Below are 18,998 nucleotides of genomic sequence, written 5' to 3'. Positions count from 1 at the left end.
GTCAACGGCCGCCTGGTGCGGGGACACCGCGTCCCCGCACCAGGCGGTCGGCTTTGTGCGTCCCCGTCGCGACCCGGACGCCGCGGCAGGCGGCGCAGTACGAGCAGCCCGCCGACGCCCGGGACCACCGAACGCCACCGGGTATACCGGCGGACACGCCCGGGAGCAGTGCGGTGACCGTGATGACGACGAGGTAGGCCGTGCCGTGCACCGGCCCCGTCAGCGACGTCACCGGCCTCGCGTGCACGGTCACCAGGTTGACCAGAGCAGGACCGCCAGTGACAGCAGTTCGACCCCGGCCGCGATCCGCAACGCGCGCACGTCACGCCCCCGTCGTCGAACCGGGGCGCACGATCATCAGCACGACCACGACCGCCCACAGCAGGTTGAACACGCCGGTCGTCATGGCCAGTCGCTTGCCCAGCGCGGTCGCGCCGTCGAGCATCCGCCGCTGCGCGGGCAGGATCGCCAGCGCCAGCAGTCCCGCCGCGACCGCCGTCAACAGCACCGACACCAGCAGCCACGCGTCACCGAGCACGCCCAGGCTCGCGCCGGTGGCGACGCCGAAGACCGGCACGGCGACGCCCACGACGGTGTAGGTGCGGCACGTGCGGTGCAAGAACACCGCTGTCCCGGTCGGCGACTCGCGCGCGAAGCGGGGGAACAGCGAGGCGGCCACGGCGATCGGCCCGACGGCCAGGATCGCGGCGATGACGTGGACCGAGAGCAGCAGCTTGGTCACCGGGTGACTCCTTGTTGCGTAGACAGCCAACATATGTCGACTGCCAATAGGTACCACACCTACGTAGTCGTTGTGTAGGCTGCCAACCCATGAAGGCGGACGCGGTGCGCGGGCACCTGGACGCGATGCTGCTGGCGGTGCTCGAACCGGGGCCGCTGCACGGGTACGCGGTCATCACCGCGGTCCAGCGGCGCAGCGGTGGCGTGCTCGAACTGCGCACCGGCACCGTCTACCCGGCGCTGAACCGGTTGGAGCGGCTGGGTTTGCTGCGCAGCCGCCGGCAGCCGGTGTCCGACCGGCTCCGGCGGTGCTACGAGCTCACCGAGGCGGGCCGGCGCGATCTGGCGGGCGCGCGGTCGACGTGGCAGGAGTTCACCGCCGCGATCGACGCCGTGCTCGGCCTGACCGCGTCGGCGAGGCGGGTGACGTGAGCACCGCGCGGCGCGTCGACCCGGTCGAGGACTACCTGGCGACGCTGACGACCTCCCTGCACGGCCCGGCGCGGGCCAAGGCCGCCATGATGCGCGAGGTGCGCGACGGCCTGGTCGACGCGGTGGAGGCGCAGACCCGCTTCGGCGTGCCGCGCGCCCAGGCGGCCCGCCGCGCGGTGCTGGACTTCGGCGCGGCGGACGAGATCGCGCCGTCGTTCCAGCGGGAGCTGACCATCGCCCAGACCCGCCGCACCGCCCGGGTCGCCGCCGTCACCGTGCCGGTCCTGGTGGTGTGCCAACTCCTGGTGCACGTCGTCGCCCGTGACCCGGACTGGCGACTGGGCGCGCTCGCCGTCCACCTGGCCGCGGTGGCGACCGCGTCCGGCCTGCTCGCCGTGACGGCGCTGGTGGTCACCGGCCCGCTCACCCGCCTGCTGCCCACGCCGCACCGGCTGCCGTCGGCGGTGGCGTGGACGGCGTCCGCCGCCGCGGTGGGCATGGCGCTCGCCGCCGTCGCGCTGGGTGTCACCTCGGCCCTGTCGACCGACTGGCCGTTGACCGCGTTCGCCGGTGTGCTCGCCATCGCGGCGCACGGGGTGGTCGCCGCATCGGCCCGCGAGTGCCGCCGGTGCGTGCGTGCCGGGGAGGGGAATTGATGACCAGGCGCGTCGGGTTGCTGCTGTTCGACGAGGTCGAGGTGTTGGACGCGGGCGGGCCGTTCGAGGTGTTCTCCGTGGCCAACCGCGTCGCCGCGCGCCAGGGTTCGGCCGCGCCGTTCGAGGTCGTGACGATCGGCGCCGCCGGCGCGCGGCCGGTGCGCGCCAGGGGTGGCCTGCGGATGGTGCCCGACGTCGGTCTCGCGGACGCGCCCGCGTGCGACGTGGTCCTGGTGCCCGGCGGCGTGGTGGACGAGGTCGAGGCGATGCCGGAGGTGTCCGCCTGGCTGCGCCGGGCACGTCCGCACGCCGAGGTCGTCGCCTCGGTGTGCACGGGGGTGTTCGTGCTGGCCGCCGCCGGTCTGCTGGACGAACGCCCGGTCACCACGCACTGGGAGGACGTCGCCGACCTGCGCCGCCGGTGGCCGGACCTGGACGTGCGCGAGGAGGTCCGGTTCCTCGACCACGGCGACCTGGCCACCAGTGCCGGGATCAGCGCCGGCCTCGACCTGTCGCTGCACCTGGTCGGCCGATTGACCACCGTTGACCTGGCCGTCGCCACGGCACGCCAGATGGACTACCACTGGGTGCCGCGGTCCGGTTGACCACGGCCCGACCCCAGCCCGACCTCGGCCTGACCTCGCTGAACCGACACGGACCGTCACGCGCCGTGTCACTCTGCGAGACAGGCTCTATACGTGAACGCATCGATCGGTGTACGTTTCGCGGCGGGTCTGGGAGCGCTCCCAGACATGTACCCAGATGAGGAGGGGCTCAGTGAAGCGCTCCACCGCAGTTCTTGCGGCTTGCGCGGTGGCCCTCGGTTCCGCGGCGACGATCACGTTGCCGAACGCCGTGGCCGCCGCTCAGGGCTGCAAGGTTGACTACACCGTCGCCAGCCAGTGGTCCGGTGGGTTCCAGGCGGGCGTGAAGGTCACCAACCTCGGTGACTCGATCTCCGGCTGGTCGCTCACCATCGCCTTCCCGAACACCTCGCAGCGGGTGACCCAGGGTTGGAACGCGACGTGGACCCAGTCGGGCTCCACGGCCACCGCGACCAACGTCGACTGGAACCGGACGCTGGGCACCGGCGGGTCCGCGGACCTCGGGTTCGTCGGCTCGTACTCGGGCAGCAACCCGACGCCCACGTCGTTCGCGCTCAACGGCGTGGTCTGCACGGGGTCCACGACGTCGACCAGCACGTCGACGACGACCACCACCACGACGACGACCACGAACCCGCCCGTCGGCCGCACGCCGGTCGAGATCAACGGGCAGCTGCGGGTCTGCGGCGTGAACCTGTGCAACCAGTACAACCGCCCGATCCAGCTGCGCGGCATGAGCACGCACGGCATCCAGTGGTTCGACAAGTGCTACAACACCAACTCGTTGAACGCGCTGGCGAACGACTGGAAGTCCGACCTGTTCCGCATCGCGATGTACGTGCAGGAGCAGGGCTACGAGACGAACCCGTCCGGGTTCACCAGCCGGGTGAACAGCCTGGTCGACATGGCCGAGGCGCGCGGCATGTACGCGATGATCGACTTCCACATCCTCACGCCGGGTGACCCGAACTACAACATCGACCGGGCGAAGACCTTCTTCGCGGCCGTGGCGCAGCGCAACGCGGCCAAGAAGAACGTGATCTACGAGATCGCGAACGAGCCGAACGGCGTGAGCTGGGCGGCGATCAAGAGCTACGCCGAGCAGGTCATCCCGGTGATCCGCGCCGCCGACCCGGACGCCGTGGTCATCGTCGGCACGCGTGCGTGGTCCTCGCTGGGCGTGTCGGAGGGCTCCAACGAGACCGAGGTCATCAACAACCCGGTCAACGCCACCAACATCATGTACGCGTTCCACTTCTACGCCGCGTCCCACAAGGACAACTACCGCGCCACGGTCAGCCGGGCGGCGCAGCGCCTGCCGCTGTTCGTGACCGAGTTCGGCACGGTGCTGGCGACGGGTGGCGGCACGTTCGACCGGGCGAGCACGGTGGCCTGGCTGGACCTGCTGGACTCGCTCAAGATCGGTTACGCGAACTGGACGTACTCGGACGCCAACGAGAGCAGTGCGGCGTTGCGGCCGGGCACGTGCAACGGCGGTGACTACTCCAGCAGCGGTGTGCTGACGGAGTCGGGTGCGCTGCTCAAGAGCCGGATCAGCACCACGGACAACTTCCCGACCAGCTGACCCACGCTCCACAGAGGACGGGGCCCCGCGGCGACGCGCGGGGCCCCGTTTCCCCGTTTTCTCTTTGGTCGCTCGATCGGGTGACCGGTCGGCGGAAGGGGCCGGAATTGTCGGTGCCCGTCGCTAGCTTGCCGATCAGGAGTACGAACCGATCAGGGGGAGCAGACATGGCGACCGGGTTCATCACCAAGAACGGGCGGGTCATCCCGATCAACGGAAAGAAGGGAGGTGCGGGAACCGTGGTGGCGGCCGGGGTGCTGGTGCTGGGCCTGGTCGGTTCCGCGGGCGCGGCCGGTGGGGGAGGGGTGTTCGGGTCGAGCGCGGGCGGTTCGGCGGGGTCGTCGGGCGTGACGGCGCGCAAGCTGGACGGGCAGAAGGCGGCGAAGCGGGGCGACCGCGACGGCGCGTGGCAGCGGCTGGGGATGCGGCGGCTGGACGACCGGTGGCAGCGGCAGGTCGAGTGCCTGTCGGTGTCGCACGGCGAGGTCAGGGAGTTCTTCGCGCACACGCCGTGCACGTCGTTGGACCGGGTGGTGATCGCGGTGGGCGACGGTGCCGGCAACAACGCCGTCGTGTCGGTGGCGTGGGTCGGCTTCCGCACCACCCGGGACCTGCGTGCGTTCAAGCGGATCGAGGACCGGCACGGCAGCGGCGACATCCACCCGCTGGGCGCGTCGCTGCTCGGCCTGGCGGACATCAGGTTCACCGGCGACAACTACGGCACCGACGTCAACGGCACCACCATCACGATCGCCGAGGCCGAACCCGCCGCCGGCCACGTCGACCGGGAGACCTTGGACGCCCTGGCCGAGGTGGCCGCCTACTTACCGCGCCCGTGACCTAGGGCGTGTCCGCCGGGATCGCGGACGGCCGGGGCCGTTCGCTGTCCACCCACGTCACCCCCCGGCCAGGCCGCGGGCACGAAGCGGTGGGAGGCGCTGCTGGAGGGCGTCGCCGTGCCCGGCCCGGTGGCGTGGGCCGGCCCCGCAAGCGCCCGGACTCGCTGACCGCGGACAAGGCCTACGGCAGCAGGGCGAACCGGGCCTCGCTGCGCCGCCGGAAGATCAAGGCGGTGATTCCCCGGCGGCGGGATCAGGTCGCCAACCGGCTGCGCACGGGATCGGCCGGCGGGCGGCCCCGTCCTTCGACGCCGACGCCTCCAAGCGGCGCAACCAGGTCGAGCGGGGGTTCAACCGCCGCAAGCGGTTCCGCGCAGTCGCGACCCGCTACGACAAGCTCGCCCCGCACTGGCAGGCCACCAACGACATCGTGGAGACCACCGACTGGATCCGCGCCAAACCCGACAGAACACAACCATGACCCGGCGGACACGCCCTACTCCGGCGAGGCCTTGCGGTGCCGGTCGGAGTGCCCGAGGTCGCGGTCGGGGGCGATCCGGTCGCGGACGAGCTGCTTCAGCACGGCCAGGTCGGGAAAACCGCCCTGCTCCTTGCGCGACCACAGCGTCTCGGCGCCCAGCCGGACGTCGAACACGCCACCCGTGCCGGGGACGAGCGCGACCTCGCCCAGTTCGGTGGTGAAGGTGGTCAGCAGTTCCTGCGCCGTCCAGCCGGCGCGCAGCAGCCACCGGCACTGCGTGCAGTACTCGATCTCCAGGCGGGGCTCTCGCGCGGTCACGCACCCAGTATCGCGAGCGGACCGGTGTCGCGGCGACCTCGGTGGCGGTCGTCACGGCGGCAAGAGGTGACCACGGGGTGGCGAAGGGGCCTCGGCGGGTCGTGTTCAGGAAGGGAGGTGGTAGTCGGGGCGTTGTCGTAGGACCTCGGCGAGTGGTTCGCGTGGGGTGCACGCGGTGAAGGCGAAGTCGCCGGCCAGGGCTTCGGCCTGGTCGGGGGTCACGCCGGTGAAACAGCGTTCGAAGTCGTCGACCAGGGGCTCGGCGAGGAGGATGGTGCGGACGAGGGTGTCGACCCACGCCCGGCGGCCCCACGGGTACGGGTCGAAAGCGGAAAACTCCCGGTCGAACAGTGCCTCGATCGGGTCGAGGACGTGGCGGATGCCGCGGTCGTCGCCACCCCAGGCGTCGGCACCCAGCCGTGCCTTCTTCGCCAACACGGGCGCGATGCGTCGCAGGTAGGCGCAGTCGGGTCGGGTGTGGACCAGGCCCTGCAAGCCGGTGTCCTTGTACGTCCACAAGCTCCACCCGGCACCGTGCTCGTGGTAGATCTCCAGCTGGTCGCGCAGCAGCTGGTACCGCGAGGCGTCGACCGACTCGTCACCGGTGAAGATCGGGCCGAACTCGCCGATCCAGATCGGCGTGCCGGTGCGCCGCATGAACTCTGTGCGCCGCAGGAAGGTCCGCTCGACCACGCCGCGGTCGAAGAACTCGCCGCGCGTCGTGCCCGGGTATCGGCCGTCCCGCGCGATACTGGGCAGCGCGTAGTCGTGCGCGCTGTACACCACATTGTCGAAAGGGTGGTCGAAAACCGAGAAATCAGTCGAATAGCGGTTGCCGTCGAGGAACAGCACGTGCCGCGGGTCCACCGCCCGGATCGCCCGCTCCAACCGCCGGTAGAACGGGCCGATCACCTCACCGGACGGGTCGGCCGGCTCGTTGACGGGGTTGTACCCCGCCACCTCCGGCCGGTCGGCGTACCGGGCCGCGATCACCTCCCAGAGGTGCACGACCCGGTCCTGGAAGTGCCGGTGCACCCAGAACTGCGCGCGGTGGGTCGGGTTGTCGCTGTGCCAGTGCTGGTTCTGCGCACCGGGCAGCGCGTGCAGGTCGAGGATCGTGTAGATCCCCTGGTCGGCGCACCGCTCGAGCAGCCGGTCCAGCGGCGCGAACCCGGCGTCGTGGATCTCGAACGGCCGGTCGTCGGACTCGAAGTGGCGGTAGTTCAACGGCACGCGCAGCGCGTTCAGGCCGAGCGAGGAGAGGTAGCGGGCGTCGTCGGGGCCGAAGAAGTCGTCCAGGAACCGGTCGAAGAAGCGCCGGTACCCCTCCTCTCCCAACGCCGACCGCAACGCCGTCCGCTGCGACGATTCGGTGCTCGGGTAGCCGGTGATGAAGTTCTCCATGTTCATCCACCCACCGAGCCCGTAGCCGGTGAGCGTCACCGCCGCACCGGAATCATCGACCAACCGGGTGCCATCGACCCGCAACCAGGGCAATTCACGCATCCGGCCACCGTCTCCCTTTTCTTAAACTTGCGCAAATTATCGAAGCTGAGCGGAGGAATACCTTTCGGATGGTAGACAAGATTCGCAGGAAGCGGTTTCCCGACAGGCGGTGCCGGGGTGCCCGGCGCGTGAGGTCGCCGAGGAGGGCGCATGGCCGGGTCCCGGGCCAAGGGTGGCTCGCGCCGCCGTGACGGTCGGGCGGCCTACCTGTTCCTGGCGCCGTGGATCGTCGGCATGGTCACCATCACCATCGGCCCGATCCTGGCCTCGCTCTACCTGTCGTTCACGAACTACTCGCTGCTGCGCCCGCCGAAGTGGACGGGCCTGGCGAACTACACCCGGATGTTCGGCGACGAACGGCTGGTGAACTCGCTCGGCGTGACGTTCCGGTACGTGTTCGTCTCCGTGCCGCTGCAGTTGGCCGTGGCGCTGGGCTTGGCGCTGCTGCTCAACCGCGGGTTGCGCGGCCTGGCGTTCTACCGCTCGGTCTACTACCTGCCGTCGCTGCTGGCGGGCAGCGTGTCGATCGCGATCCTGTGGCGGCAGATGTTCGGCACCGACGGGCTGGTCAACGACCTGCTCGCCCTGGTCGGCGTGCGAGGTGTCGGCTGGATCGCGCACCCCGACTTCGCGCTGGGCACGCTGGTGCTGCTGAACGTGTGGACGTTCGGCGCGCCGATGGTGATCTTCCTGGCCGGGCTGCGGCAGATACCGGCGATGTACTACGAAGCGGCCACAGTGGACGGTGCGGGGCGCTGGGCCCGGTTCCGGCACGTCACCGTGCCGCTGCTGACCCCGATCATCTTCTTCAACCTGGTGCTGCAGATGATCGGCGCGTTCCAGACGTTCACCCAGGCGTTCGTGGTCAGCGGCGGCACGGGCGGTCCGTCGGACGAGACCCTGTTCTCCACGCTCTACCTCTACCAGCGCGGTTTCGGCTCGTTCCAGATGGGCTACGCCTCGGCGCTGGCCTGGCTGCTGCTGGTGATCGTCGCGGCGCTGACCGCGGCGAACTTCCTGCTGGCCAAGCGATGGGTGTTCTACGGTGACTGACCCGTTCGCGCGCGAACGCCGACTGCCGGCGCCCCTGCGGCACGGCCTGCTGGTCGTGCTCGGCGTGGTGATGCTGTACCCGCTGCTGTGGCTGCTGTCGAGCTCGTTCAAGCCGACCGACACGATCTTCCGCGACCCGTCGCTGTGGCCGGGCGAGTTCTCGCTGGCCAACTACGTCGAGGGCTGGACCGCGCTCGGCGCGCCGTTCCACCGGTACCTGGCCAACTCGGCGGTCATCGCGGTGGCCTCGGTGGTGGGCAACCTGCTGTCGTGCTCGCTGGCCGCGTACGCGTTCGCCCGGCTGGAGTTCCGCGGCAAGAAGGCCCTGTTCGCGCTGATGCTGGCCACGATCATGCTGCCGGTCCACGTGCTGATCGTGCCCCGGTACGTGCTGTTCTCCGAACTGGGCTGGATCAACACCTACCTGCCGCTGATCGTGCCGAAGTTCCTGGCCACGGACGCGTTCTTCATCTTCCTGATGGTGCAGTTCATCCGGTCGTTGCCGACCGAGCTGGACGAGGCCGCTCGCATCGACGGCTGCGGCCACTGGCGGATCTTCTGGCGGATCGTGATGCCGCTGTGCACGCCCGCGCTGGCCACCACGGCGGTGTTCACGTTCATCTGGACCTGGAACGACTTCTTCAGCCAGCTGATCTTCCTGACCGACCGGGACCTGCACACCGTCCCGGTGGCGCTGCGCACCTTCGTGGACGGACAGGGCCGCAGCTCGTGGGGGCCGCTGTTCGCCATGTCGGTGATCGGCCTGGCGCCGATCTTCGGCTTCTTCCTGGCCGGGCAGCGCTACCTGACCCAGGGGATCGCGACGACGGGCATCAAGTGAGGAGACGGTCATGACGAGGCTCGTGCTGTGCTTGGTCGGTGTCGCGGCGTTGACCCTGTCCGGCTGCTCGTCGGGTTCCGGCGGCGACACCGGGGGACCGGTCGAGCTGCGCTTCTCGTGGTGGGGCAACGAGCAGCGCGCCCAGGCCACCCAGAAGGCGATCGACGCCTTCGAAGCCGCGAACCCCGGCATCGCGGTGAAGGGCGAGTACGCCGACTTCAACGCCTACTTCGACCGGATCGCCACCCAAGTCGCGGCGGACGACGCGCCGGACGTGATCACGATGGGCGGTGTGTACCCGCGCGAGTACGGCGGTCGGGGCGCGTTGCTCGACCTGGCCGAGGTGGGCGGTGTGCTCGACCTGGGCGGGCTCGACGGGCCCGCGGTGGCCAACGGCAGGTTCGACGGCGTCCAGTACGGCGTGCCCACCGGGGTGAACACGTACGGGATCGTGGTCAACCCGGCGATCTTCGAGGCCGCGGACGTGCCGCTGCCCGACGACGACAAGTGGACGTGGGAGGACTTCGAGCGGATCGCGGGCGAGCTGGCCGACCGGGCGCCGGAGGGCGCGGTCGGCGTGGAGGACCCGACCGCGCCGGAGACGTTGGAGATCTTCTCCAAGCAGCGCGGCGAGGGCCTCTACACGCCCGACGGCGAGGTGGGCATCAGCACCGGCAGCGTCGAGGAGTGGTTCCGGATGACGACGCGGCTGCGTGACGCGGGCAGCACGCCGCAGGCGACCGTGACCATCGAGCAGGCGGCCCTGTCCGCTCCCGAGCAGACCCTGATGGGGCGCGGGCTGGCCGGTATGCGGTTCGACTGGAGCAACCGGCTGACCGCGCTGCGCACCGCGTCCGCCCAGCCGCTGGTGATGCTGCGCGCGCCGGGGGAGACCGCGGGCGGGCAGGTGGGCATGTGGTTGCAGGCCTCGCAGCTCTACACCGTCAACGCCGCCACGAAGCACCCCGAGGCGGCGGCGAAGCTGATCTCGTTCCTGGTCGACGACCCGGCGGCGGGTGCGGCCATCGGCACGGACCGGGGCATCCCGGCGAACCGGGAGATCCGCGCGGGCCTCGCCGGTTCGCTCAACGAGCACCAGGAGGTCGAGGTGGCGTTCATCGAGGAGGTGAGCGGCAAGGTCACCGACGAGCTGGTGCAGGGGCCGGTCGGGTCCACCGACACCTCGCAGATCCTCCAGCGGGTCAACTCCGACGTGCTGTTCGACCGGATCGGCCCACCGGACGCGGCACGGCGGTTCGTGGACGAGGTCGCGGCGGCGATCGGGTGATGGCGCCGATCGACCGCCGGGCGCTGGTGGACCGCTACGCCGTCGAGGTGACCGAGGTCGACCCGCGCTCGCCGCTGTCGGTGGGCAACGGTGAGCTGTGCTGCACGGTCGACGTGACGGGGCTGCAGACGTTCCCGCGGCTCTACGACCTCGGCACGATGGCGCAGTGGGGCTGGCACAGCACGCCGCCGCCCGACCCGGCGCCGACCCTGGCCGACGGCGTCCGCCGGTACGACACCCCACGCGGTCCCGTGCCGTACGTCGACCTCGCCGACTTCGACGCGGCCACGCCCGGCCAGCGGTGGCTGCGCGCCAACCCGCACCGGCTGGACCTGGCGCGGATCGGCCTGGTGGTCGACGGGACCTCACCCGATCCGGTCGACCTGCGCGAGGCGCGGCAACGGCTCGACCTGTGGACCGGGACGATCACCAGCGCGTTCCTGCTGGCGGGGACGCCGTTCCGGGTGACGACGTGCTGCCACCCCGAGGTCGACGCCCTCGGCTTCCGAGTGGCGTCGCCGGGGCGGTTCGCCGTGCGGCTGGCCTTCCCCTACGGCTCGGAGTCGTGGCACGACGCCGCCGACTGGGACAGCCCCGACCGGCACGAGAGCGTGCTGCACGTGCCGGCGGACGGCGCGCGGATCGACCGGCGGCTGGACGAGGCCCGGTTCGCGGTGCGCGTCCACGTCAACGCGGGTGCGACGGTGCGGCGGACCGGGCCGCACGAGTTCCTGGTGGAGACCGGGGCGGGGGTGCTGGAACTGGGGGTGCGGTTCGGCGTCGATCCCGATCCGGTGACGTTCACCGAGGCGTTGCTGGCGAGCGAGCGGTGGTGGCCGCGGTTCTGGTCGTCCGGCGGGGTGGTCGAGGTGGACTCCAGCGCGGACGCCCGCGCGCCGGAGCTCCAGCGGCGGATCGTGCTGTCGCAGTACCTGACCGCGATCCAGTGCGCGGGCTCGCTGCCGCCTGCCGAGACGGGGCTGACGGCGAACAGCTGGCGCGGCCGGTTCCACCTGGAGATGCACTGGTGGCACGGCGCTCACCTCCCGTTGTGGGGTCGGGCGCCGTTGCTGGTCAGGAGCCTGGACTGGTACGCGAGGACGTTGGACGTGGCCCGTGCGACGGCGCGGGCTCAGGGGTACCGGGGCGCGCGGTGGCCGAAGCAGGTGGGGCCGGACGGGCGGGAGAGCCCGAGCCCGATCGGCACGTTCCTGGTGTGGCAGCAGCCGCACCTGATCCACCTGGCGGAGTTGGTGCGCCGGTCGGGTGACCGGGGTGCGGTGGCGCGTTACGGCGAGTGCGTGCTGGAGACGGCGGCGTTCATGGCGGACTTCGCGGTGGCGACCGAGGCGGGGTACGCGCTCGGGCCGCCGCTCGTGCCCGCGCAGGAGTCGTACTACCGGGAGCGGGCGCGGGTGGTGAACCCGACGTTCGAGCTGGCGTACTGGGCGTGGGCGTTGCGGGTGGCGCAGCGGTGGCGGGTGTGGTCGGGGTCGGCGGAGGACCCGTTGTGGACGGCGGTGGCGGACGGCCTGGTCCGGCCGACCGTGCGGGACGGCCGGTACGCGGCGATCGGCACGCCGCCCTGGACCGTGCGCGAGGACCACCCGTCGATGTTGTACGCGCTGGGGTTCGTCCCCGAGACCGGTGTCATCGACCACGGGGTCATGCGGGCCACGCTGCACCACGTGCTGGCGGACTGGGACTGGCCGAGCGCGTGGGGCTGGGACTTCCCGGCGATGGCGATGACCGCCACCCGCCTGGGCGAACCCGCCACCGCGGTGGACGTGCTGCTGCTGGACACGCCGAAGAACACCTACCTGCCCAACGGCCACAACCGGCAGTCCGACCTGCTGCCGGTGTACCTGCCGGGCAACGGCGGGCTGCTGGCGGCGGTCGCGCTGATGGCCGCGGGCTGGGACGGAAGCCCGCCGACGCCGGGTTTCCCACCCGACCGGTGGACCGTGCGGCACGAGGGCCTGGTCCCGGCACCCTGAGAGGCAGGGGCCGGTGCCTTGTCCCGCGGCACGTGCTCCCACAAGGTGGTCTTGCCGATGCCGCCTCACCGGACACGACGAGGCACGCGGTGCCCGTCCGGGCGCGGTCGAGCACCTCGGTCTCCGCCGCCACCTCCCCGCCGCGGGGGACGCAGCGCGAGTCCACATCACCACAAGAGCGGGCGGCGGGTGGCCCGACGCTAGTGTCTGCGGCATGTACGTGAAGTTGTGCGGGCTGCGCACCCCGGCCGACGTCGCCGCCGCCGTGGACGCGGGCGCCGACGCGGTCGGCTTCGTGCTGAGCGCGAGCGTGCGCCAGGTGGACGTCGACACCGCGCGGCGGCTGGTGCGCGAGGTGCCGCCGCACGTGCTGTCGATCGGCGTGTTCAGCGGGGTGGCGGCGGCGGACGTGCGGCGGCTGGCCGAGGAGTCCGGTGTCGGCGCGGTCCAGCTGCACGGCGACTACCCGCGTGCGGCGTTCGACGAGGTGGGCGCGTCCGGGGTGCCGCTGGTGCGGGCGGTCTCGTTGACGGCGGACACCGACGTGCGGGTGGGTGCCTACGGTGAGCGGATGCTGCTGCTCGACTCGCCCCAGGCGGGGTCGGGGCACCGGTGGGACCTCGCCGCGCTCGACGGCGCCCGACCGGAGGGGCAGTGGCTGCTGGCGGGCGGTCTCGGCGTGGACAACGTCGCCGAAGCCGTCGCGCAGGCCCGGCCGTGGGGTGTGGACGTGTCGAGCGGCATCGAGGCGAGCCGCGGGGTGAAGGACCACGGGCTGATGCGCGAGTTCGTCGCCGCCGCGCGCGGGGCCTGATGTCCGGGCTGCCCGAGGTGCTGGCGCGCCGCGCGGTGGTGCTGGACGGGGGACTGTCGACCGCGCTCACCGCGGCGGGGCACGACCTGTCCGACTCGCTGTGGTCGGCGCGGCTGCTGCTGACCGACCCGGACGCGATCCGGGCCGCTCACCTGGCCTACTACCGGGCCGGCGCCGAGGTCGTGATCACGTCCAGTTACCAGGCCACGTTCGAAGGCTTCGCCGAGCGCGGGCTCAGCCGGTCCGAGACGGCCGGCTTGCTGCGCGACAGCGTCACGCTCGCGCGCCGTGCCGCGTCCGAAGTGGACGGAGCGCGGTGGGTGGCGGCGTCGGTCGGCCCGTACGGGGCGATGCGGGCCGACGGCTCGGAGTACCGGGGGCGGTACGGGTTGTCGGTGGGGGAGCTGGAGGCGTTCCACCGGCCGAGGGTCGAGGTGCTGGCCGGGGCGGGTGCCGACGTGCTGGCGGTGGAGACGATCCCGGACGTCGACGAGGCGGAGGCGGTGCTGCGGGTGGTCGCCGGGTCGGGCGTCCCGGTGTGGCTGTCGTACGGCGCGCGGGGCCCGCGGACGTGCGCCGGCCAGCCGCTGGCCTCGGCGTTCGAGGTGGCGCGCGGGGTGGACGAGGTGGTCGCGGTGGGGGTCAACTGCTGCGACCCGGGTGACGTGGACGAGGCCGTGGCGATCGCGCGGCGGGTCACCGGCAAGCCCGTCGTCGTGTACCCGAACAGCGGGGAGAGCTGGGACGCCGCCACCAGGAGCTGGACCGGTACCCCGGCGTTCGAACCGGGGCGGGTGGCGGCCTGGGTGGGGGGTGGCGCCCGTTTGGTCGGCGGCTGCTGCCAGGTGGGTCCGGGGATGATCGGCGAGGTGGCCGCCGCGCTGTCCCGCTAGGCCGGGGTTCGAGCCGGGACGGGTGGTCCGGGGCTGGTCCGCTGCCTCCGCGGGTGGCCTGCGTTTCGGCTGCGGCCCGGGGCCTTGGGGGCGGGTGAAGCCGGCTGGGGCGACGTGTGTGCGAGTCGGGTGCCGGCGCCGGTCGGCGGTCCTCCGGTCGCGGGGGCGGGTGATCGCTGGTCTGATGTTCGCTGGACCGGGGTGCCGGGGTACACGGGTGGCCGGCAGTGGCCCGGCTACCTGGGAGGTCGTGTGACCGCGCTGGACTTGGTCGCCGCCGGTGCGGTGGAGAACCTGCTGCCCGCCCGGACGCAGATGGCGCTGTCGCTGGGCTGGCACATCGTCTTCGCCTGCTTCGGCATCGCGTTCCCGGCGATCGTGGTGTTCACCGAGTGGCGCGGGCACCGGCGCGGCGACCCCGTGCTCACCGAGCTGGCGCACACGTGGGCCAAGGCGATGGGCGTGCTGTTCGCGGCGGGCGCGGTGTCGGGCACGCTGCTGTCGTTCGAGCTGGGGATCCTGTGGCCGGGGCTGATGGACCGGTTCGGCGAGGTGTTCGGCTTCCCGTTCGTGCTGGAGGGGTTCGCGTTCTTCGTGGAGGCGATCTTCGTCGGCGTGTACCTGTTCGGGTGGAACCGGCTGTCGCCGCGGGCGCACGTGCTCAGCGCGATACCCATGGTGGTCGCCGGGGTCGCCGGGGCGTTCTTCGTGGTGTCGGCGAACGCGTGGATGAACAACCCGACCGGGTTCCGGCTCGACGAGCAGGGCAACGTGGTGGACGCGCGGCCGTGGGCGGCGATGTTCGGGCCGTCGACGTGGCCGCAGTTCGTGCACATGTGGCTGGCGGCGTTCATGGTGACCGGGTTCCTGGTCGCCTCGGTGTACGCGGTCGGGATGCTGCGCGGGCGGCGCGACCGCTACCACCGGCTGGGCCTGCTCATCCCGTTGACGGTCGCCGCCGTGGTGACGCCCGTGCAGATCGGTGTCGGCGACTGGATCGCGAACGTGGTCGCCGACAACCAGCCGACGAAGCTGGCGGCGATGGAGGCGCACCACGAGACCTCCGCCGGTGTCCCGCTGTCGTTGGGTGGCATCTACGTGGACGGCGAGCTGCGGTACGCGGTGGAGATCCCGTACGGGTTGTCGCTGCTGATCCACCACGACCCGGACGGGGTGGTGCCGGGGCTGGCGGAGGTGCCCGCCGACGAACGGCCCCCGGTCAACGTCGTGCACCTCGCCTACAACGCGATGGTCGGCATCGGCTCGGCGTTGTTGCTGCTCGCCGGGTGGTTCGGGCTCGTGTGGTGGCGTCGCCGCCGGATACCGCACACGCGGTGGTTCCTGCGCGCGGTCGCGGTGTCGGGGGTGGCCGCGGCGGTGGCGATGGAGGCCGGGTGGATCACCACGGAGGTCGGCAGGCAGCCGTGGATCGTCTACGGGATCCTGCGCACGGCCGACGCGGTCAGCCCGGCGCCCGGTCTCGGGTACGGCCTGGTCGCGGTGGTCGTGGTCTACACCGTGCTGACCGCGTTCACGGTGGTGGTGCTGCGCCGGTTGGCCCGCGGCCACGACACGCTCGCGCCGCAGGAACGCGTGGAGGCGTCGTGACGCTCGCGGAGGTGGTGCTCGGCGCGGCGTTCCTCGGCCTGGTCGCGTACGCGTTGTTCGGCGGCGCCGACTTCGGCGGCGGGGTGTGGGACCTGCTGGCCGGCGGCACCGAGCGCGGACGGCGGGTGCGGGCGCTGGTCGAGCGCTCCATCGGGCCGGTGTGGGAGGCCAACCACGTGTGGCTGATCTTCGTGCTGGTCGTGCTGTGGACGGGGTTCTCCGGCGCGTTCGCCGCCGCCGTCACCACCCTGTACCTCCCGCTGACGCTGGCGGCGTTCGGGATGATCGCCAGGGGAGCGGCGTTCGCGTACCGCAAGAGCGTGAGCACCCCTGGCATGCGCCGGTTCTTCGGCGCGTCGTTCGCGCTGTCGTCGCTGCTCACGCCGTTCTTCTTCGGAGCGGTCGTGGGCGGGGTGGCGTCGGGGCGGGTGCCGCCGGGCATCGCGGCCGGTGACGTGATCACCAGTTGGGTGAACCCCACGTCGTTCCTCGGCGGCACGTTGGCGGTGCTGGTGTGCGCGTACCTGGCGGCGGTGTTCCTGTGCGCCGACGCCCGCCGCGCCGGTGAGGCGGACCTGGCCGAGGCGTTCCGCCTCCGCGCGTTCGTGACCGCCGCCGTCACGGGCACCGTCGGCCTCGGGGGCATCCTGGTGCTGCGGGCCGACGCACCGCTGCTCTACGCCGGGCTCATGGGCCGCGGCCTGCCGGTGGTGCTGCTGTCGGCGGCCGCGGGGGTGGCGGCGATCGTGCTGCTGGCCGTCCGCCGGTACGCCCTGGCCCGGGTCGTGTCGGCGCTGGCCGTGGCGGCGATCCTGGTCGGGTGGGCCGTGGGCCAGTACCCGTACGTGCTGCTGCCCGGCCTCACCATCGAGCAGGCCGCGCAGGGCCGTACCACGATGACGGCGCTGCTCGTCGCGCTCGGCGTCGGCGCGGTCGTGCTCGTGCCCTCCCTGGTGTTCCTCTACACCCTGTTCCAACGGCCGACCGGAGCCGATCCCGTCGACTGACGGGTACCGTGTCGATCGTGGTGGCGGACGTCGGCAGGGCCTCGCGGGCCGAGCAGGTCGGGGCGACGCGGCGGCAGATCCTCACCACGGCGGAACGGCTGTTCGCCGAGCAGGGCCTGAACGCGGTGTCCAACCGGCAGATCAGCGCCGCCGCCGGACAGGGCAACAACACCGCGGTCGGCTACCACTTCGGCACCAAGGCCGACCTGGTCCGGGCGATCATGCGCCGGCACACGTCCCGCATCGAGCAGTTGCGGCAGGACGCGGTGACCGCCGCGGCCGGGTCGCGGGACGTGCGGGACTGGGTGGCGTGCCTGGTGCGCCCGGTGACCACGTACCTGGCCTCGCTGGGCGACCCCACCTGGTTCGCCCGGTTCAGCGCGCAGGTCATGACCGACCCCGCGTTCCGGGTGATCATGGTCGAGGAGGCGTTGGCGGAACGGTCGCTGCGGCACGTGGTGGACACCATGGTCCGGCTGCTGCCCGACCTGCCCGCCGACGTGCGCGAGGACCGTGCCGCGATGGTCGGTCACCTCATCGTGCAAGTCTGCGCCGAGCGGGAGCGCGCCCTCGCCGAGGGGACGGCGACGCCGAGTGCCACCTGGGACGAGGCCGCCACCAGCCTGATCGACGCCATCACCGGCCTCTGGACAGCTGAACGCAGCAAGTAGTTCACCCTCTCGCTGCGCACCCGAGCCATTACGTTGCGTTGTGATGGGACGGCCGGCAGTCTTAAGTCAGTTGATTGACTGAAAGTATGAGGAGGCGGTTGCGGTGGCAGTCGGAGACACCGACCAGGTGCTGGACTACCCGATCCCGAGTCCGGCCGCGCTGGAGCCGCCCGCCGAGTGGGCCGAACTGCGGCAGGGGTGCCCGGTCGCCCACGTGCGCCTGCCCAGCGGTGACCAGGCCTCGCTGCTGACCCGCTACGACGACGTCAAGCAGGTGCTGTCCGACCCGAGGTTCACCCGCAACCTCGACGCCCCGGACGCGGCCAGGATCGCGGCGAACGAGTCCGGCGGCGTGTTCAACAGCGGCTTGGGCAACGCCCTGCCCGAGGAGTACCACCAGCAGTGGCGGCGCATGGTCGGCAAGTGGTTCACCGCCAAGCGCATGACGGCGCTGCGGCCGGCCATCGAGGCGATGACGGAGCGGTTGATTGACGAGATGGTGGCGAACGGCGCGCCCGCCGACCTGAAGGCCGCGCTCGGGTTCCCGCTGCCGGTGTGGGTCATCTGCGACATGCTCGGCGTGCCCGAGAGCGACCGGGACAAGTTCGCCTACTGGTCGAACACGCTGCTCAGCCTCACCCGCTACACGCAGGCCGAGATCGACGCCGCGCAGGCCGAGTTCGCCGCCTACATGAGCGCCCACATCGCCGTGACCAGGGAGAACCTCGGTGACGACCTGATCAGCGAGTTGATCACCGCCGCGGCGGGCGCCGGGCACGTCATGCCGGACGAGGCGCTGCTGGCCACCTCGCAGGGCCTGCTGGTCGCCGGGCACGAGACCACGGCCAACATGATCGGCAAGATGGTCGGGATGCTGCTGGCCGACCGCACGCGGTGGGAGGCGCTGCTCGCCGACCCGTCCCTGGTGCGCACGGCGGTCGAGGAGGCGTTGCGGGCCGACGCCAACCCCGGGTTCGGCATCCCGCGCTACATCACCGAGGACGCCGAGGTCGGCGGCACGGTGATCCCGCGCGGCACGACCGTGGTGTGCAACCTGGCCGCCGCCAACCGGGACGAGACCGCCTTCGCCGACGCCGACCGGCTGGACCTGGCCCGCACCGCGAACGCCCACCTGGCGTTCGGCGCGGGCGGGCACTCGTGCCTGGGGCAGTCGCTGGCCCGCACCGAGCTGCAAGCCGTGCTGGACGTGCTGCTGCGCCGCCTGCCGACGCTGGAACTGGCCGTGCCCGCGGCGGAGTTGGCGCGAGTGGACGGCCTGATCGTCGGCGGGCTGCGGGAACTGCCCGTCCGCTGGTGACCGACCGCCCGACGAGTGGAGGAGTGCGACAGATGAAGGTCTCCGTGGACGAGGACAAGTGCTGCGGGGCGGGCTCCTGCGTGCTGGCCGCGCCGGACGTGTTCGACCAGCGCGACGAGGACGGCGTCGTGGTGCTGCTCGACCCGGAACCGGCCGCGCACCTGCACGCCGCGGTCCGCGAGGCCGCCGAGGTGTGCCCGGCGGCGGCGATCACGCTGGCGGACCGGGCGTGACCGCGGTGTCCGACGTGCTCGTCGTCGGAGCCTCGGCTGGTGAACCCACTTCTGAATAACGCTTCTAGTAGCGTGTCGCTGCTTAGTTGTGATGCCAGTGGCTGGGAGGCTG

The 18,998-nt window shown here is 71.8% G+C and carries 19 protein-coding genes; 16 read left to right on the top strand and 3 right to left on the bottom strand.

What is annotated here, in order from left to right:
• Window positions 1-322 precede the first annotated feature (322 nt).
• Window positions 323-742: a hypothetical protein gene (locus A6A25_RS33995; protein ID WP_073897223.1), complete on the bottom strand. Its 420-nt coding sequence runs from the start codon at window positions 740-742 to the stop codon at window positions 323-325.
• Between the two features lie 89 nt (window positions 743-831).
• Here A6A25_RS33995 and A6A25_RS33990 point away from each other — a divergent pair, with 89 nt between their 5' ends.
• The 5 genes from A6A25_RS33990 to A6A25_RS46030 all read left to right on the top strand — a co-directional run bounded on the left by A6A25_RS33990 (window position 832) and on the right by A6A25_RS46030 (window position 4,858).
• Entirely contained in the window at window positions 832-1,173 is a 342-nt protein-coding gene (locus A6A25_RS33990; protein WP_073897221.1) for a PadR family transcriptional regulator, read from the top strand.
• Window positions 1,170-1,829: a permease prefix domain 1-containing protein gene (locus tag A6A25_RS33985; RefSeq protein WP_073897219.1), complete on the top strand. Its 660-nt coding sequence runs from the start codon at window positions 1,170-1,172 to the stop codon at window positions 1,827-1,829. Before A6A25_RS33990 ends, A6A25_RS33985 begins: the two co-directional genes overlap by 4 nt.
• Window positions 1,829-2,434, top strand: coding sequence for a DJ-1/PfpI family protein (locus A6A25_RS33980; RefSeq protein WP_073897217.1), 606 nt, complete (start codon window positions 1,829-1,831; stop codon window positions 2,432-2,434). Before A6A25_RS33985 ends, A6A25_RS33980 begins: the two co-directional genes overlap by 1 nt.
• A 172-nt stretch (window positions 2,435-2,606) precedes the next feature.
• Window positions 2,607-4,019 (top strand): cellulase family glycosylhydrolase, encoded by a 1,413-nt coding sequence (locus A6A25_RS33975; protein WP_073897216.1) that lies wholly within the window; start codon window positions 2,607-2,609, stop codon window positions 4,017-4,019.
• 167 nt (window positions 4,020-4,186) lie between these two features.
• A complete protein-coding gene (locus A6A25_RS46030) occupies window positions 4,187-4,858 on the top strand; it encodes a hypothetical protein (RefSeq protein ID WP_073897214.1) in 672 nt (223 codons plus the stop codon).
• A 496-nt stretch (window positions 4,859-5,354) separates the two neighbouring features.
• On the opposite strand, the gene A6A25_RS33960 is transcribed toward A6A25_RS46030, so the two are convergent.
• Together A6A25_RS33960 and A6A25_RS33955 are read right to left on the bottom strand one after the other, a co-directional pair.
• Window positions 5,355-5,657 (bottom strand): SelT/SelW/SelH family protein, encoded by a 303-nt coding sequence (locus A6A25_RS33960; RefSeq protein WP_073897212.1) that lies wholly within the window; start codon window positions 5,655-5,657, stop codon window positions 5,355-5,357.
• A gap of 105 nt (window positions 5,658-5,762) precedes the next feature.
• Window positions 5,763-7,163 carry a glycoside hydrolase family 5 protein gene (locus tag A6A25_RS33955; protein ID WP_073897210.1) on the bottom strand — a complete coding sequence of 467 codons (1,401 nt, stop codon included), beginning with the start codon at window positions 7,161-7,163 and terminating at the stop codon, window positions 5,763-5,765.
• A 150-nt stretch (window positions 7,164-7,313) separates the two neighbouring features.
• Here A6A25_RS33955 and A6A25_RS33950 point away from each other — a divergent pair, with 150 nt between their 5' ends.
• From A6A25_RS33950 to A6A25_RS33900, 11 genes are all read left to right on the top strand, one after another.
• Window positions 7,314-8,216 carry a carbohydrate ABC transporter permease gene (locus tag A6A25_RS33950; RefSeq protein WP_073897208.1) on the top strand — a complete coding sequence of 301 codons (903 nt, stop codon included), beginning with the start codon at window positions 7,314-7,316 and terminating at the stop codon, window positions 8,214-8,216.
• Window positions 8,209-9,057, top strand: coding sequence for a carbohydrate ABC transporter permease (locus A6A25_RS33945; protein WP_073897207.1), 849 nt, complete (start codon window positions 8,209-8,211; stop codon window positions 9,055-9,057). Before A6A25_RS33950 ends, A6A25_RS33945 begins: the two co-directional genes overlap by 8 nt.
• 10 nt (window positions 9,058-9,067) lie before the next feature.
• Window positions 9,068-10,345, top strand: a complete 1,278-nt coding sequence (locus A6A25_RS33940; protein ID WP_073897205.1) for an ABC transporter substrate-binding protein — start codon at window positions 9,068-9,070, stop codon at window positions 10,343-10,345.
• The gene (locus tag A6A25_RS33935; protein ID WP_073897204.1) at window positions 10,345-12,342 is read left to right on the top strand and encodes a hypothetical protein; all 1,998 of its coding nucleotides are present in this window, start codon (window positions 10,345-10,347) and stop codon (window positions 12,340-12,342) included. The genes A6A25_RS33940 and A6A25_RS33935 overlap by 1 nt, the downstream gene beginning before the upstream one ends.
• A 214-nt stretch (window positions 12,343-12,556) precedes the next feature.
• A complete protein-coding gene (locus A6A25_RS33930; RefSeq protein ID WP_073897202.1) occupies window positions 12,557-13,156 on the top strand; it encodes a phosphoribosylanthranilate isomerase in 600 nt (199 codons plus the stop codon).
• Window positions 13,156-14,049, top strand: a complete 894-nt coding sequence (gene mmuM / locus A6A25_RS33925; RefSeq protein ID WP_073897201.1) for a homocysteine S-methyltransferase — start codon at window positions 13,156-13,158, stop codon at window positions 14,047-14,049. Before A6A25_RS33930 ends, mmuM begins: the two co-directional genes overlap by 1 nt.
• 252 nt (window positions 14,050-14,301) lie before the next feature.
• The gene (locus tag A6A25_RS33920; protein WP_241829069.1) at window positions 14,302-15,657 is read left to right on the top strand and encodes a cytochrome ubiquinol oxidase subunit I; all 1,356 of its coding nucleotides are present in this window, start codon (window positions 14,302-14,304) and stop codon (window positions 15,655-15,657) included.
• A complete protein-coding gene (locus tag A6A25_RS33915; protein WP_073897198.1) occupies window positions 15,654-16,664 on the top strand; it encodes a cytochrome d ubiquinol oxidase subunit II in 1,011 nt (336 codons plus the stop codon). Before A6A25_RS33920 ends, A6A25_RS33915 begins: the two co-directional genes overlap by 4 nt.
• Before the next feature lie 8 nt (window positions 16,665-16,672).
• Window positions 16,673-17,335: a TetR/AcrR family transcriptional regulator gene (locus A6A25_RS33910; protein WP_380735977.1), complete on the top strand. Its 663-nt coding sequence runs from the start codon at window positions 16,673-16,675 to the stop codon at window positions 17,333-17,335.
• Between the two features lie 103 nt (window positions 17,336-17,438).
• A complete protein-coding gene (locus A6A25_RS33905) occupies window positions 17,439-18,653 on the top strand; it encodes a cytochrome P450 (RefSeq protein ID WP_073897196.1) in 1,215 nt (404 codons plus the stop codon).
• Between the two features lie 32 nt (window positions 18,654-18,685).
• Window positions 18,686-18,886, top strand: coding sequence for a ferredoxin (locus A6A25_RS33900; protein WP_073897195.1), 201 nt, complete (start codon window positions 18,686-18,688; stop codon window positions 18,884-18,886).
• The last annotated feature ends 112 nt before the right edge of the window (window positions 18,887-18,998 follow it).

The sequence above is a fragment of the Saccharothrix sp. CB00851 genome (assembly GCF_001905065.1).
Lineage (GTDB): Bacteria > Actinomycetota > Actinomycetes > Mycobacteriales > Pseudonocardiaceae > Actinosynnema.
Note: the sequence above shows the minus strand (reverse complement) of the source record. Positions and strands in the feature narration are given on the sequence as shown.